The organism is Nonomuraea sp. NPDC047529, from assembly GCF_040642995.1.
GTDB lineage: Bacteria > Actinomycetota > Actinomycetes > Streptosporangiales > Streptosporangiaceae > Nonomuraea.
On record NZ_JBEYTJ010000009.1, the window covers coordinates 102,597 to 118,515 of the forward strand.

Below are 15,919 nucleotides of genomic sequence, written 5' to 3' on the forward strand. Positions count from 1 at the left end.
GCCGGCCGTGGCCCGGCGGCGGCCCGGCGGATGGCTGTGGCAGTGGTCCTGACGGTGGCTCTGACGGCTGCTGTGGGGGTGGCCGGGTGTGGTCAGGCGGCGGCTCGGGCGGTGGCCTCGGAGAGCGCCTTGGCGAAGGCCAGCACGTGGGTGACCGCCTCGGGACCGTCGGCCGCCTCGCTGACCCGCAGCGACAGGTCGTCGGCCGTGATGGCGCCGGTGTAGCCGTGGTCGGCGTCGCAGTTCTCGTCGCCGCAGGTGGCCGGCTCAAGGTCGACGTGGGAGATCGCGCCCCAGCCGATCGTCAGGGTGACCTCGGTGGGCGGCACGCCCGGCACGTAGGAGGCCGGGTCGGGCACCACGCGGGTGACGGCCACCGACTGGACGCGGCTCAGGCGGACCGCCTCGGTCGTCGTGGACGCGTGGGAGGCCGAGACGCCCTCCACCGCCGGGTGCTCGTCGGTGTGGCAGACCAGCAGCCTCGTCGTCGACAGCACCAGGACGGTGACGTGCCTGCGAACCTCCATCGCGGGATCGAAGGTGGCCTCGTGGTGGACCACGAACGCGGTCACGGCCTCCTTGCCCAGCGCGGATTCGACCGCATCGGTGACGAGGTCGGGGTAGTAGCCGCTGCGCTCGATCGCTTCACGCAGGCCCGCGGCTGAGACTCGGGTTTCCCTCATGCCTCCATCCTGCCAGGGCCGCGCAGTGCACTCACCCGCCAGACATAACGCTCTATGAACGTCTTTGTCTAGACATGAACGACATGGTGGGCGTGGTCAGGAGAGCCGTCGCGGGCCGCCGTCCAGGCGTGGTCCGGCCGGGGTGCGCAGGGTGGCGCGGGCGCCCAGGACCAGCACCTCCGACTCCCCCACCAACACCTGGTCGAGGTCGAGCCGGGCCACCTCCGGCAGGTCGTTGGCCAGGCGGCCCACACGTACGAGCAGCTCCTCCAGGGCGGGGACGGCGACGGGCGGGTAGCCGTACTGGCCGAAGAGCAGCGGGGCCGCGCGGACGGAACGCACCAGGGCCGCGGCGTCCTCGCCGGTCAGCGGGGCGAGCCGGAAGCCCTGGTCGAGCAGCAGGCGGGCGGTCACCTCACCGAGCCCGAACGACACCACCGGCCCGAACGCGCGATCCTCGACGACCCCCACGACCGTGGGCACGGCCGGCTGCGGCGCCATGCGCTGGACGGCCAGCTCGACCCGCTCGCCGAGCTGGTCGGCGAACTCGGCGTAGGCGTTGCGCACCATCTCGGGCCCGGTCAGCCCCAGGCGTACGGTCCCGGCGCGGCGCGAGGCCCCCGGGTCGGCCACCTTGAGCACCACCGGCCAGCCGAGCCGTTCGGCGGCGGCCACGGCCTCCTCCGGCGAGCGGACGACCTCGGCGGGCCAGACGGTCAGCCCGTAGCACGACAGCAGCTCGGCGGCGTCGATCTCGACCGGCGGACCGGGCTCGGCGAACCCGCCCGGCTCCTCCCCCGCCGGGGCCGGGGCGCCGGACAGCGCGGCCAGGACCAGCGCGCGGGCGCGGGCGGTGTCGAGACCGTCGAGCTCGGGCGGCGGCACGGCCGGATGCGCCCGCCAGGTGGCGTACCGCACCACGTGGGCCAGGGCCCTGACGGCCTCCTCCGGCGCCGCGTACGACGGGATGGAGCCCCGCGCGGGCACACCGCCGGAGTCGCCGGGCACCCGCAACGACGGATGCATGCCGAGATGCCCGCGGAACGTGGCCAGCACCGGTTTGGCCGACCCCTGCGAGACGCGCAGCAGCTCGGCCGCCACCTCGTCCGACTCGCCGGGGATCGGCGGCATGTAGATCACGACGGCGGCGTCGACCTCCTCGGCGGCCAGCTCGCCGGCGAGCGCCGCGCCGAACTCGGCCGGCCCGGCCGCGGCACCCAGGTTGACCGGTGGGCGCGGTTCGAGGCCGGCCGCCAGGCAGGCGTCGGCGGCCAGCAGGCCGAGGGCGTCGGAGTTGGTCACCAGCGCGACCCTGGGCCCGGCGGGCAGCGGCTGGTAGGCCAGGAGCTGGCCCACGTCGAAGAGCTGGATGAGGTCGTCGACCCTGATCAGGCCCGCCTGGGCGAACAGGGAGCTGATCGCGGAGTCGGGCAGCCCCAGCTCCTCGGCCGAGTGGCCGGCCGGGGTGCCGCCGCTCTTGACCACCACGATCGGCTTGCTGCGCGCGATGCGCCTGGCCAGGCGGGTGAACTTGCGCGGGTTTCCCAGCGACTCCAGGTAGAGCAGGATGACCTCGGTCGCGTCGTCCTCCTCCCAGTACTGGAGGAGGTCGTTGCCGGACACGTCGGCGCGGTTGCCGGCCGAGACGAACGACGAGATGCCCATGCCGCGCTGGGCCACCCGCTGGAGCAGCGCGGTGCCGAGCGCGCCCGACTGGCTGAAGAAGCCCACCCGGCCGCGGCCCGGCACGGTGGCGGCCAGCGTGGCGTTGAGCTTGACGGCCGGGGCGGTGTTGGCGATGCCGAGGCAGTTGGGGCCGACCACGCGCAGGCCGTAGGAGCGGGCGATGCGGGCCAGCTCGTCCTGCCTGGCGCGGCCGGACGCGCCGGTCTCGCCGAAGCCGGAGGAGACCACGACCAGCCCGTGGACGCCCTTCTCGGCGCACTCCTTGACCACGTCGAGCACGCCCTCCGCGGGCACGGCCACGACCGCCAGGTCGACCTCGCCGTCGATCGCCGTCACGCTCGGGTAGGCCCGCACGCCCGCGACGGCCCGCACCTGGCGGTGGACGGGGTAGACGGGGCCGGTGAAGTCGGCGGCCAGCAGGTTGCGCAGGACGGTCTGGCCGACGCCCCCGGGCTCGCGCGAGGCGCCGATGACCGCGACCGACCCGGGCGCCAGCAGGCGCGCGATCGACCGGGACTCGGCCCGATGCTCGCGCGAGGCCGTCACCTCCGCCGAGGTCTCGGTCGGGGTCAGGTCGAGGGTCATGCGGACGACGCCGTCGGCGAACCGGCTCTCCGCGGTGTAGCCGGCCTGCCGCAGGACACCCATCATCTTCATGTTGGCGGGCAGCACGTCGGCGACGAACCGCTCGATGCCGCGCTCGCGGGCCGTGGCCGCCAGGTGCTCCAGCAGGACGGAGGCCACTCCCCTGCCCTGGTGGGCGTCCTCGACCAGGAAGGCGACCTCGGCCTCGCCCGGCTCGGTGCGGTCGTAGCGGATCACCGCGACCATCTCGGCGCCGATGGTGGCGATGAGGGCCACACGGTTGTCGTAGTCGACGTTGGTGAAACGTTCGACGTCGCGGTCGGACAACCGGGGACGGGGGCCGAAGAACCGGAAATAGATCGACTCGGCGGACAGACGGGAGTAGAAAGCACGGAGACGGTCGGCGTCGGCGGGCCTGATCGGGCGTACGTGCGCGGTGCCCCCGTCGGCCAGAACGACGTCGGCCTCCCAGTGAGCCGGATACTGTGCCTCCACGCCACGAGCGTAAACCCGCATCCCACATGCCAAGACCGGTGGGCCTCTTTGGGCAACGCTTGTGCATCGACTGCTGCCCGGTGTCCGGGGTCAGCCCCACGAACAGCCCGGAAGCTGTTAGTTTTGCCGTGGCCAGGGTCGTTCTGAAGGCAGCAAGGTGGTGGCATCATGACGCGGGTCGTCGTGGTGGGCGATCTCATGACCGACGCGGTCGCGCGCGCCCGTTACGCGCTCGCCCGCGCGAGCGACACGCCCGCGATCGTGACGATGCACGGCGGTGGCTCCGGCGCCAACATCGCCTCGTGGCTCGCCGTCGAGGGCGCGGAGGTGGCCTTCATCGGCCGCAGGGGCGCCGACATCACCGGCCGCAACCGCGACATGGAACTGATGGGCTACGGCGTCGACGCCCGGCTCGTCATGGACCCCGAGCGGCCCACCGGCACCTGCGTGGTGCTCGTCACGCACAAGGGCGAGCGCACGATGCTCTCCGACCCGGGCGCCAACGCCGCCCTGTCGCCGGAGGACCTGCCGCGCGACCTGTTCACCTCGGGCGCCCACCTGCACCTGTCGGGCTACACGCTGATCAACGAGGGCTCGCGCGACGCCGGTCTCGCGGCGCTCGACATGGCGCGGCGCTCCGGCATGTCGATCTCGGTCGACTGCGCCTCGTCGGCTCCGCTGGAGCGTACGGGCGCCGAGCCCTTCCTCGAATGGACCAACGGCGCGAAGCTGCTGTTCGCCAACATCGACCAGGCCAAGGTGCTGACCGGCCGCGACGAGGCCGAGGCCGCCGCCAAGGTGCTCACCGCGTGGTTCCCGCAGGTCATCATCAAGATGAACGCCGAGGGCGCGCTGTGGTTCAGCAACGGCCGTCCCGACCCGGTCCGGGTGGCCGCCGAGCCGGTCGACAAGATCGTTGACGGCACGGGCGCGGGCGACGCGTTCTCGGCCGGGTTCCTGCCGCCGTGGCTGGCCGGCAAGCCGCCGGCCGAGTCGCTGGCCGCCGGTTGCCGGCTCGCGGCCAAGGCGATCATGCACCTGGGTGCACGTCCCCCGTTCTGACCCGTCCCCTCCCCGGCCGGGGCGTCGCCGTCCCAGCCGGGGTTCTCCCTGGCGCCGCTACGAGGTGGTGGCCAGCGCGAGCGGGAGCACGGCCGGTGCGCCCGCGTGGCGGATCAGGGCCGCCGCCAGGGTCATCGTCCAGCCGGTGTCCACGCGGTCGTCCACCAGCAGCACCGGGCCGCCGCAGTCGGCGATCGCGGCTCCGAGCTCCTTGGGCATCGCCAGGGTGCCTCTGATCGCCTGGACGCGCTTGGCGCTGTTGAACTGCCGGCCCGGCGACCCCGCCCGGTAGCCCAGCTCGCCCAGGTAGGTCAGCCGGCCCACCTGCGCCAGCCGCTCGGCGAAGCCGCGCACGAGCTGCGGGCGCGTCGCGGACGGCACGTTGACCACGGCCACCGGCCGCTCCTGCCAGCCCCACGCCGACAACACCTGGATCACGGCCTTGAACATGTCGTCGGCCATCGGCCCGTCGGCTCCGGCGAGCAGCTCGCGCAGCCGGTTGCCCCAGCCGATGTCGGTCAGCCGGCCGAGCGCGCGGCCCGGCTCTGCGCCGAGCTCGGGCTTGATCCTGCCGGACAGGTCGGCGAGGCCGCTCGGCCACTGCCTGCGCGCCTCGATCTCGACACCGGGCCTGCTCAGGCGTTCGCGGGCGGTCTCGACGGCCTGGGCGGCGATCTCCGGTGAACGGTGGCGGCCGGTGCAGTTGTCGCAGCGGCCGCAGGGCGTGGCGGTGTCGTCGTCGAGGTGGCGGCGCAGGTACTGCTCGCGGCACTCCTCGGTGGTCAGGTAGCGCAGCATGGCGTCCTGCTCGGCCTTGCGCTCGGCGGCGATGCGGGCGTAGCGCTCGGTGTCGTACACCCAGGGCTCGCCGGTCGACTCCCAGCCGCCCTTGACCCGGCGTACGGCGCCGTCGACGTCGAGGACCTTGAGCATCATCTCCAGGCGGCTGCGGCTCAGGTCGACCGCGGTCTCCAGGGCCGGGGTGGACATCACGCCGCCCTGTTCGAGCGCCTGGAGGGTGGCGCGCACGACGGGCTCGGGCGGGAAGGCCAGGGAGGTGAAGTAGGCCCAGATCTCGCGGTCTTCGGCGCCGGGCAGCAGGATGACCTCGGCGCGCTCGACGCCGCGCCCGGCACGGCCGACCTGCTGGTAGTAGGCGACGGGCGACTGCGGCGCGCCGACGTGCACGACGAACCCCAGATCGGGCTTGTCGAACCCCATGCCGAGCGCGCTGGTGGCGACCAGCGCCTTGATCTTGTTGTTGAGCAGCGCCTCCTCGGCGGCCAGCCGCTCGGCCGGGTCGGTCTGTCCGGAGTAGGCGGCCACCTCGTGGCCCTGCTCGCGCAGGTAGCCGGCGATCTCGTGGGCGGCGGCGACGGTGAGCGTGTAGACGATGCCCGAGCCCGGCAGCTCGCGCAGGGTCTGGGCCAGCCAGGCCAGGCGCTGCTCGGCCGAGGGCAGCTTGACGACGCTCAGGTGCAGGCTCTCGCGCTCCAGCGCGCCGCGCAGCACGAACGTGCCCTCGCCCATCTGCTCGGCGACGTCGCGGGTGACGCGGGCGTTGGCCGTGGCGGTGGTGGCCAGCACGGGGATGCCGGGCGGCAGCTCGTCGAACAGCGTGGCGAGCCTGCGGTAGTCGGGCCGGAAGTCGTGGCCCCAGTCGGAGATGCAGTGGGCCTCGTCGACGACGACCAGGCCGGCGCTCTCGGCCAGCTCGGGCAGCACGTTGTCGCGGAAGTCGGGGTTGTTGAGCCGCTCGGGGCTGACCAGCAGCACGTCGACCATGCCCTCGGCGACCTGGCCGTAGATCTCCTCCCACGCCTCGGGGTTGGCGGAGTTGATCGTGACGGCCCTGATGCCGGCGCGCTCGGCGGCGGCGATCTGGTTGCGCATGAGGGCGAGCAGCGGCGAGACGATGACCGTGGGGCCCTCGCCGAGCTCGCGCAGCAAGGCGGTGGCCACGAAGTAGACGGCGGACTTGCCCCAGCCTGTGCGCTGCACGACGAGGACCCTGCGCCGGTCGAGCACGAGCGCCTCGATGGCGGACCACTGGTCGTCTCGCAGCCGGGCGTGGTCGCCGGCCAGGGCCCGTAGGCGCTCCTCGGCCTCTTCGCGCAGCATCGCCGCGTCGGGGGCTTCAATCATGCCCCCCTTATTACCAGCTCCCACCGACGGAACAGGCCCACCACGACCCCTGTCCCTCCGGAGGGGAGGGGGAAAGCGCGCGGAACAGGCCCGCCACGGCCCTGTTCCTCCGGCAGGGGGAAGGACGCGGAGGGCCGTCACGGCCCTGTCCCTTCGGAAGGGGGAAGGACGCGGAGGGCCGTCACGGTCCTGTCCCTTCGGAAGGGCCTCCGGGGCCGGGAGCCCGGGGGGCGGGAGCCGGAGGTGGGAGGAACGTTGGGCGGGGGAGGAACGTTGAGCAGTCGTCAAGCGGCTTTCGCCCCCAGGAGGGCTGATGACGGGGCTTGCCTGCACCTCGGCGGCACCGGCGGCGACGACGCGCCGCCGCAGAAGCATGGAAGACCACTTCGAGATGGTGGCCAGGGTGGTCCTGGCAGTCATGATCCTCACCACGGCGGGCTGCGCCGGAACCGGCGTGAAAGCCTCCTACCACCCCGCCTTCCTCCCGGTGAAGCTGGAGTGGGGGTCCGACGGGATGGTCCAGGTCTCGGGGGAGACCTCGCTGGTCACGCCGGTCGGCGTCTTCTCGATCGGCGCCGCGTACAACCTGCCCGAGGCGGACGACGACGCCTTCTACGTCGTCGTCCGCGACGCCCGCAAGAGCCCGGACAACCCGGACGTCGCGGGCTTCGACCACATCTACAAGGTGAACAGCGGCTCCGGCGAGTTCACGGCCGTGGTCAACGGGACGGCCGTGATCCAGGTCGTCCGCCGGCAGGTGATCGTTGACGTCACGAACGGCACCGTGCGGACCATCGAGTTCAGGAACGCCGAGACCGCCGTCAAGGAGCGCTCCGCGGGCATCGGGGACCGCTGGCAGGAGTTTTGGGACGCCTCCTTCTACTCCCCCATGGCGCTGTCCAGGTGGGCCTACGACGACTCCACGATGTCGAGCTGGTTCGGCCTGGGCTTCCTGTGGTTCCTGGTACGCCTGGCGCTGGCCATCGTCCTGGGGGTCGTCGACGTGATCCTGGTGGTGGGGTGCACGCTGGCCGCCGTGGCGTACGTGCTCATCGGCCCGACGGGACGCAACATCGTCTACGGCGTGGAGGCCCTGCTGCTCCTGTTCCTCGCCCTGTCGAGCTGGGCGGGCCTCAAGCCGTGAGGCCCTGCCCGTCCGCGTGCTCGGGGAACGCGTTGATCGTGACGCGGTGCATGCGGCGGCGTTCGGTGTAGTCGGCGACCGCGTAGTGCTGGGTGGGGCGGTTGTCCCAGAAGGCGAGCGTGCCGGGGCGCCAGTTCAGCCTGCACTGGTACTCGGGCGAGCGGATGTGGTCGATGAGCATCGGCAGCAGGGCCTCGTTCTCGCGGTCGCTCAGCCCCACCAGGCGGGTGGTGGAGGCGCGGTTGACGAACAGGGCCTTGCGGCCGGTCTCGGCGTGCACGCGGACGACCGGGCGCTCGATCGGCGGCCATTTGGCCTGGATCTCGGCCAGGTCGAACGGGTGCCCCTTGGAGATCGCCTTCTTCATCGACATCGTGATGTCGTGCACGGCCGTCAGTTCGTCGCACAGCCGCTGGATCGACGGCGACAGCGTCTCGTAGGCCAGGTAGGTGTTGGCCCAGCAGGTGTCGCCGCCCACGCTCGGCAGCTGCATGCAGCGCAGCAGCGAGCCCATCGGCGGCGTGGGCTCGAAGGTGTTGTCGCTGTGCCATTCGTCGCCGCCCTCGCCCTTCGGGGAGGTCTGGTCGAGGACGTGGATCGGGCTGCCGGAGTCCTTCTTGAACGCCGGATGGTTGAGTGTGCCGAAGTTGAGGGCGAACTGAAGGTGCTGCTCGTCGTCGATGTGCTGGTCGCGGAAGAAGAGCACCAGATGCCTCAGCCACCCCTCGCGCAGGGTCGCGACGTCTTCCGGGGAGAGGGGTTTGCGCAGATCGACCCCGGTGACCTCGGCGCCGATGTGCTTGGTCACGGGATGGAACTCGATCATGGCGAAGCCTCCGGAGGCGGGGGGACGGGGTCCTCGTCTCCGACGGTAAGACCCAAGCAATTGCTTGGTCAAGGCCAGGAGACGCGCCGACGAGTCGCGGGCACCCGAGTCTCTTCGGCACAATGTTCGACATGGCCCGACGTACGACTGCACCCCCGCCTGAGGACTTCGAGGAGCGGATCGTCGACATCGACGTCTCCTCCGAGATGCGCAAGAGCTATCTCGAGTACGCGTACTCGGTGATCTACCAGCGGGCTCTGCCCGACGCTCGCGACGGCCTCAAACCGGTGCAGCGGCGCATCCTCTACTCCATGAGCGAGATGGGCCTGCGTCCCGACCGCGGCCACGTCAAGTCCTCGCGCGTCGTCGGCGACGTCATGGGCAAGCTCCACCCCCATGGCGACAGCGCCATCTACGACGCCCTCGTGCGCCTGGCGCAACCGTTCTCCATGCGCCTGCCGCTGGTCGACGGCCACGGCAACTTCGGCTCCCCCGACGACATGCCGGCCGCCATGCGGTACACCGAGGCCAGGCTGGCCCCGGCGGCGATGCTCATGGTGGAGTCGCTCGACGAGGACACCGTCAACTTCAAGCCCAACTACGACGGCCAGGAGACCGAGCCCACGGTCATGCCGTCGGCGTTCCCCAACCTGCTGGTCAACGGCACCACCGGCATCGCGGTCGGCATGGCGACCAACATGGCGCCGCACAACCTCGCCGAGGTCGTGGCCGCCGCCCGTCACCTGATCAAGAAGCCCGACGCCACGCTCGACGAGCTGATGAAGTTCGTGCCCGGCCCCGACCTGCCGACCGGCGGCTCGATCATCGGGCTGCAGGGCGTGCGCGACGCCTACGAGACCGGCCGCGGCACGTTCCGCATGCGGGCCAGGTGCGCGGTCGAGCAGATCACGCCGCGGCGCAAGGGCATCATCGTCACCGAGCTGCCCTACAACGTCGGCCCCGAGCGCGTGGTCACCAAGATCAAGGAGCTGGTGACCAACAAGAAGCTCCAGGGCATCGCCGACCTGAAGGACCTCACCGACCGGCACAAGGGCCTGCGCCTGGTCATCGAGATCAAGAACGGCTTCATCCCCGAGGCCGTCCTGGAGGAGCTCTACCGGCTCACGCCGATGGAGGAGACCTTCGGCATCAACAACGTCGCCCTGGTCGACGGCGAGCCGCGCACGCTCGGCCTGCGCGAGCTGCTGCAGGTCTACGTCGACCACCGGCTGGAGGTCGTGCGGCGCAGGTCCGAGTACCGCCGGCGCAAGCGCGAGGAGCGCCTGCACCTGGTCGACGGCCTGATCATCGCGCTGCTCAACATCGACGAGGTCATCCAGGTCATCCGTTCCTCCGACGACTCGGCGCAGGCCCGCGCCCGGTTGATGGAGGTCTTCGACCTGACCGAGATCCAGGCCGCCTACATCCTCGACACGCCGCTGCGCCGGCTGACCAGGTTCGACAAGCTGGAGCTCGACAGCGAGAAGGAGACGCTGAGCCAGGAGATCGCGGCGCTCACCGAGATCCTGTCCTCGGAGACGAAGCTGCGGCAGGTGGTCTCGGGCGAGCTGGCCGAGGTGGCCAAGAAGTACGCCACGCCGCGCCGTACCGTGCTGCTGGAGGCGCCGGGCGTGGCCCGCACGCCGGTGGTGTCGCTGCAGGTGGCCGACGACCCGTGCTGGGCGCTGCTGTCCTCGACCGGGCTGCTGGCCCGCACGTCCGACGCCGCTCCGCTGGCGGGTGACGGCGATCGGTCCGCGCACGACGTGCTGGTGTCGGTGGCGCGCACGTCCGTACGCGGTGAGGTGGGCGTGGTGACCTCGCTCGGGCGGCTGATCCGGGTTCAGGTGGTCGATCTGCCGACGTTGCCGCCCTCGGCCAACCCGCCGACGCTGTCGGGCGGCCATCCGGTCTCCGAGTTCGTCTCGCTGCAGCCGGACGAGAAGGTCGTGGGCCTCGGCTCGCTCGATCCCGACAGCCCCGGGCTCGCGCTGGGCACGGCCCAGGGCGTGGTCAAGCGGGTGGTGCCCGACTACCCGGCCAACCGCGACGACTTCGAGGTGATCGCCCTCAAGGACGGCGACACCGTGGTGGGCGCCGCCGAGCTCGACTCCGAGGACCACGACCTGGTCTTCATCTCCTCCGACGCCCAGCTCCTGCGCTACCCGGCCTCGCTGGTGCGTCCCCAGGGGCGTCCGGCGGGCGGCATGGCCGGCATCCGGCTCGACGACGGCGCCCGGGTGATCTGGTTCGGCGTGGTCGACCCCTCGCGTCCGTCGCAGGTGGTCACCGTGGCCGGGTCCTCGACGGCGCTGCCGGGCACGCAGGTCGGCGGCGGCAAGGTCTCCGACTACGCCGAGTTCCCGCCGAAGGGGCGGGCCACGGGCGGCGTGCGGGCCCAGCGCTTCCTGAAGGGCGAGGACGAGCTGCTGCTCGCCTGGGCCGGCCCCGCGCCCGCCAAGGCGGTGTCGGCGGTGGGCAAGCCGGTGCCGCTGCCGGAGGAGGTGGGCCGCCGCGACGGCTCGGGCGTGCGCCTGACGCACACCATCGGCGCCGTCGGCGGCGCCCTGGCCGCGGGCCCCGAGACGGACGCGCCGACGTCTCAGGCGGCCGACGAGGAGTGACCGCCGTCCGGCGGAGGCGGGCCCGGCCCCCTCCGCCGGACGCGGGCGAGAGCGGTTTCCCGTCAGGCTGTTATGAAACCGGCTCGCGGCACGATCCCTTCGTGAGAGCGCTCTCTCTGCTGGGAGGTAACGTGTTCCGAGCCAGACCATCGTTATGGACGGCCCTCGCCCTGGTCGCCTCGCTGGCCGTCGTCCCGCCCGCCGCCCAGGCGGCGGCCGAACCGCGTACGGTCACCGACTTCGAGTCCGACGGCGTCCCCCAAGGCGTGTCCGCCTGGGGCAACGACGCCCCCTCCACCCCCACGCTCACCGTGCAGCCCGCCCAGGACCGCCCGGACGCCACCGCGGCGAACCGGGCGCTCAAGGCGGTCTACGACGTGAGCCAGTGGGGCGGCTGGTCCCACGACCTGTCCGCCACCCAGGACTGGTCCCCGTACGAGGGCTTCTCGTTCTGGGTGAACGGCACCGGCTCCGGCCAGAAGGTCTTCTTCGAGATCAAGGACGGCGGCGCCGGCGCGGGCGCGTCCGAGCTGTTCGAGTCCTCCTTCACCGACGACACCACCGGCTGGCGGCAGATCAGGACGCCCTTCGCCGACTTCGTCCGCCGCGCCGACTACCAGCCGGGCGGCGCGCCCACGGACGGCGAGCTCGACCTGGTCGCCATGTGGGGCTACTCGATGCGCCTGCCGGCCGCCTCGGGCACCCTGATCTGGGACGACGTCCAGGTCTACGGCACCGCCCCGCCCCGCCCGGCCCGCCTGTCCACCACCAGGCCCGTCTACACGGTGGACGAGAAGGGCGTCGCCCAGGTCGGCGTCACGCTCACCACGGCCGACGGCGCTCCCCTGCCCGCCGCCCTGACCGTCGACTACGCCACCGGCACCGGCACGGCCACCCCGGGCGCGGACTACACCCCGGCGCGCGGCACGCTGACCTTCCCGGCGGGCACGGCCTCCGGCTCGTCCAGGACGTTCACCGTCAAGACGCTCGCCGACGGCGAGAACGAGGTCGCCGAGACCATCCCCCTCACCCTCTCGGGCTCCGGCGCCAGGCCCCCGGCCGAGCAGCCGGTCATCGTGATCAACGCGCACGGCCTGCCCTACTTGGACACGCGCCGCCCGGTCCGGCAACGCGTGGCCGACCTGCTGGCCCGGATGACCCTGGAAGAGAAGGTCGGCCAGATGACGCAGGCCGAACGCGGCGCGCTGGCCAAGCAGAGCGACATCGCCACGTACGTGCTCGGCTCGCTGCTGTCGGGCGGCGGCTCGACCCCGGCCGTCAACACCCCGGCGGCCTGGGCCGACATGATCGACGCCTTCCAGGCCCGCGCGTTGCAGACCCGCCTGCAGATCCCGCTGATCTACGGCGTGGACGCCGTGCACGGCCACAACAACGTCGTCGGCGCGACGATCTTCCCGCACAACGTGGGCATGGGCGCCACCCGCGACCCCGAGCTGGTCAGGCAGGAGGGGAAGATCACCGCCCGCGAGGTCAGGGCCACCGGCGTCCCGTGGGACTTCGCGCCGTGCCTGTGCGTCTCGCGCGACGACCGATGGGGCCGCGCGTACGAGTCCTTCAGCGAGGACCCGGCCCTGGTCTCCAGGCTGGCCACGATCGTGGACGGCCTCCAGGACAACGGCGTGCTGGCCACCGCCAAGCACTACGCCGGCGACGGCGGCACCGCGTACGGCTCCTCGACCACCGGCGACTACACGATCGACCAGGGCGTCACCAGGACCACCAGGACGGAGCTGGAGGCGCTCCACCTGGCGCCGTTCGCCGAGGCGGTCAGGCGCGGCGTCGGCAGCGTCATGCCGTCCTTCTCCAGCGTGGACTTCGGCGACGGCCCGCTGAAGATGCACGCGCACAAGGAGCTGATCACCGACGTGCTCAAGGGCCGGCTCGGCTTCAAGGGGTTCGTGGTCAGCGACTGGCAGGCCATCGACCAGCTCCCCGGCGACTACGCGAGCGACGTGCGCACCTCGGTCAACGCCGGTCTGGACATGATCATGGTGCCGTACGCGTACCCGGCGTTCTTCGCCGCGTTGAAGGCCGAGGCGGAGGCCGGGCGGGTGCCGTTGTCGCGGATCGACGACGCGGTCTCCAGGATCCTGACGCAGAAGTTCCGGCTGGGCCTGTTCGAGCGCCCGTACGCCGACCGGTCCGGCATCGGCGACGTCGGCTCGGCGGCGCACCGGGCGGTGGCCCGTACGGCGGCGGCCAGGTCGCAGGTGTTGCTGAAGAACGACGGCGCCCTGCTGCCGCTGAGCCCCACCGCCAGGCTGTACGTGGCCGGCTCGAACGCCGACGACCTCGGCGCCCAGGCGGGCGGCTGGACGATCACCTGGCAGGGCTCCTCCGGCCCGATCACCCCGGGCACGACGATCCTGCGGGCCGTCCGGGCCCGCGCCGCGTCGGTCACCTACTCGGCCGACGCCTCCGCGCCGCTCGCCGGGCACGACGTGGGGGTCGTGGTGGTGGGCGAGAAGCCGTACGCGGAAGGTGTGGGCGACGTGGGCCGCGCCGGGCGCACGCTGGAGCTGTCGGCGGCCGACCGGGCCGCGGTGGACCGGGTGTGCGCGGCGATGAGATGCGTCGTGCTGGTCGTGTCGGGGCGTCCGCTGGCGCTGGGCGACCTGACGGGCGTCGAGGCGGTGGTGGCGGCCTGGCTGCCGGGCACCGAGGGCTCAGGGGTGGCCGACCCGCTGTTCGGGGCCGTGCCGTACACCGGGCGGCTGCCGTTCACCTGGTTCCGGACGGCCGCGCAGGTGCCCGTCAACGTGGGCGACGCCGCCTACGACCCGCTGTGGCCGTACGGGTGGGGCCTGCGGACCGATCGGGCGCGGGACCGGCTCAGGGCCGCCCGTGACACGCTCGCCGGTGGCGACGGACCGTCCAGGGCCGCGGCGGCGGCGCTGACCCTCGCGCTGGGCGAGCGGGCGTGGCACGCCGACGGCTCGGTCCGCGACGCGCGCGCCGTGCTGGCCGCCGTGGGGACGTCGGCCTCGCTGCTCGAACGCTCCCGCACCGACTCGGCGGCCGTGGACGACGCCGTGGTCTCGTTGGCCAGGGACGTCGCCCAGGCCACGGGCAGGCGCTTCGACCTTCAGGCGGCGGCCGACCACGAACTGGCCTCCGGCCGCCCGCGCAAGGCCGTGGACCTGCTGGCCCAGGCGGCCCGCTGACCGCGCGCCCGCCCCGCTTCGGTGCGGGGCGGGCGCGTGCTCACGCCTTGCTCCGGGACGGGACAGGCGCCCGCTCAGTCCTTGCAGAGGCAGAACGGGTGGCCGGCGGGGTCGAGGAAGACCCGGAAGCTGTCGTCCTCGCTCGGCTGCCGCTCGTGCTTGGTCGCGCCGATCTCCAGCACCTGCCGCTCGGCCTTGTCCAGGTCGGTGACCGTGACGTCGATGTGGAGCTGCTGCGGCCGCTCGCCGTCCGGCCACGTCGGCGGCCGGTGGCCGGGGACGCGCTGGAAGGCCAGGCGCTTGGGCGAGCCGCCGTCCTCGACGACCACCCAGTCCTCGTCCTCGTACGTGACGGGCCAGCCGAGCAACCGAGAGTAGAACTCGGCGAGCGCCCGCGGCTCCGGGCAGTCGAGGACCGTCGTGCGGAACTCCGCGATGCCGTCCATCATTCACCTCCTGGACTTGTTTCGCCGGCGTCCCCGCCGACGAGAATGAAGGTCATGGCTGCCAACTCGTACATGGTTCCCCTGGGCGCGCCCGCGCCGTCCTTCGACCTCACCGCCATCGACGGCGGCAGCGTCTCGCTCGCGGACCTCAAGGGCTCCCCCGCCACGCTGGTGGTCTTCCTGTCCAACCACTGCCCCTACGTACGGCACATCGAGACGGGCCTCGGAGCGCTGGCCGCCGGCTACGGCTCCAGGCTGTCGGTGGTGGGCATCTGCAGCAACGACAGCGTGAACTACCCGGACGATGATCCCACACACCTGGCCGAACAGGCCCGGCGTGCGGGGTTCCCGTTCCCGTACCTGCTGGACGACACCCAGGACGTCGCCAAGGCCTACCGCGCGGCCTGCACGCCCGACTTCTTCCTCTACGACGGCGAGCTGCGGCTCGTATACCGAGGTGAGTTCGACGGGTCGCGCCCCGGCAACCCGGTCCCCGTGACGGGTTCCTCGCTCCGGGCGGCGGTCGACGCGCTGCTCGCGGGCGACCCCGTCCCGGCCGACCAGCGCGCCTCGATCGGCTGCGGCATCAAGTGGCGGCCGGGGAACGAGCCCACGGCCTGACCGTGTCAGGCGGAGGCGGCGGCCTCGATGGCGGCGGGCAACGCGAGCAGCAGTTCGTGCGGCTCACCACCGGTCCACGATCGGATCAGCCGGACCCCGGCCTCGCCCGGGTCGAACTCCTCGCAGCCGAGCGGGCCGTAGCAGCCCGCCTGGTCGAGCATGAGGATGATCGGGTCGTCCTCGGGCAGGCCGGCGGCGTACGCGGCGGTGTCGAGCAGGGCCAGCGCGCATCTGGCGTTGCGCCCGTCGTCGTTGGACTCCACGCGGTCGAGGCGACGCCGGGCCTGAGCGCGGAGATACGCGGCGAGCGATTCGGACCTACTCACGACTGACCTCTTCGACGACGTACAGATGGTGACGACATCATCACTCAAGGTGAGTGTATTTGGTGGGACCTTCGGGAACTCGCGCCAGTCG

At 72.3% G+C, this 15,919-nt stretch carries 11 protein-coding genes; 5 read left to right on the forward strand and 6 right to left on the reverse strand.

Going from position 1 to position 15,919, the window contains the following annotated elements:
* Window positions 1-92 precede the first annotated feature (92 nt).
* Both ABZ815_RS16660 and ABZ815_RS16665 read right to left on the reverse strand, forming a co-directional pair.
* Window positions 93-683 (reverse strand): DUF5998 family protein, encoded by a 591-nt coding sequence (locus tag ABZ815_RS16660; RefSeq protein ID WP_352323634.1) that lies wholly within the window; start codon window positions 681-683, stop codon window positions 93-95.
* 96 nt (window positions 684-779) lie between these two features.
* On the reverse strand, window positions 780-3,449 hold the full coding sequence (locus ABZ815_RS16665; RefSeq protein WP_357698529.1) for a GNAT family N-acetyltransferase: 2,670 nt from the start codon (window positions 3,447-3,449) through the stop codon (window positions 780-782).
* Between the two features lie 168 nt (window positions 3,450-3,617).
* Between ABZ815_RS16665 and ABZ815_RS16670 the strand changes: the two genes are divergently transcribed.
* The gene (locus tag ABZ815_RS16670) at window positions 3,618-4,511 is read left to right on the forward strand and encodes a sugar kinase (protein WP_357698532.1); all 894 of its coding nucleotides are present in this window, start codon (window positions 3,618-3,620) and stop codon (window positions 4,509-4,511) included.
* A 57-nt stretch (window positions 4,512-4,568) separates the two neighbouring features.
* On the opposite strand, the gene ABZ815_RS16675 is transcribed toward ABZ815_RS16670, so the two are convergent.
* Window positions 4,569-6,656, reverse strand: coding sequence for a RecQ family ATP-dependent DNA helicase (locus ABZ815_RS16675; protein ID WP_357698534.1), 2,088 nt, complete (start codon window positions 6,654-6,656; stop codon window positions 4,569-4,571).
* A 313-nt stretch (window positions 6,657-6,969) separates the two neighbouring features.
* On the opposite strand from ABZ815_RS16675, the gene ABZ815_RS16680 reads away from it, so the two are divergent.
* A complete protein-coding gene (locus ABZ815_RS16680; RefSeq protein WP_357698536.1) occupies window positions 6,970-7,800 on the forward strand; it encodes a hypothetical protein in 831 nt (276 codons plus the stop codon).
* On the opposite strand, the gene ABZ815_RS16685 is transcribed toward ABZ815_RS16680, so the two are convergent.
* A complete protein-coding gene (locus ABZ815_RS16685) occupies window positions 7,790-8,626 on the reverse strand; it encodes a TauD/TfdA family dioxygenase (RefSeq protein WP_357698538.1) in 837 nt (278 codons plus the stop codon). The genes ABZ815_RS16680 and ABZ815_RS16685 overlap by 11 nt on opposite strands.
* A gap of 122 nt (window positions 8,627-8,748) precedes the next feature.
* On the opposite strand from ABZ815_RS16685, the gene ABZ815_RS16690 reads away from it, so the two are divergent.
* Both ABZ815_RS16690 and ABZ815_RS16695 read left to right on the forward strand, forming a co-directional pair.
* Window positions 8,749-11,250, forward strand: coding sequence for a DNA topoisomerase IV subunit A (locus ABZ815_RS16690; protein ID WP_357698540.1), 2,502 nt, complete (start codon window positions 8,749-8,751; stop codon window positions 11,248-11,250).
* 131 nt (window positions 11,251-11,381) lie between these two features.
* Window positions 11,382-14,435: a glycoside hydrolase family 3 N-terminal domain-containing protein gene (locus ABZ815_RS16695; protein ID WP_357698543.1), complete on the forward strand. Its 3,054-nt coding sequence runs from the start codon at window positions 11,382-11,384 to the stop codon at window positions 14,433-14,435.
* Window positions 14,436-14,509: 74 nt separating this feature from the next.
* On the opposite strand, the gene ABZ815_RS16700 is transcribed toward ABZ815_RS16695, so the two are convergent.
* Entirely contained in the window at window positions 14,510-14,884 is a 375-nt protein-coding gene (locus tag ABZ815_RS16700; protein ID WP_357698546.1) for a VOC family protein, read from the reverse strand.
* 51 nt (window positions 14,885-14,935) lie between these two features.
* Here ABZ815_RS16700 and ABZ815_RS16705 point away from each other — a divergent pair, with 51 nt between their 5' ends.
* Entirely contained in the window at window positions 14,936-15,502 is a 567-nt protein-coding gene (locus ABZ815_RS16705) for a thioredoxin family protein (RefSeq protein WP_357698548.1), read from the forward strand.
* A 5-nt stretch (window positions 15,503-15,507) separates the two neighbouring features.
* Here the strand turns inward: ABZ815_RS16705 and ABZ815_RS16710 are convergent, their stop codons facing one another.
* On the reverse strand, window positions 15,508-15,828 hold the full coding sequence (locus tag ABZ815_RS16710) for a hypothetical protein (protein WP_352357718.1): 321 nt from the start codon (window positions 15,826-15,828) through the stop codon (window positions 15,508-15,510).
* Between the last annotated feature and the right edge of the window lie 91 nt (window positions 15,829-15,919).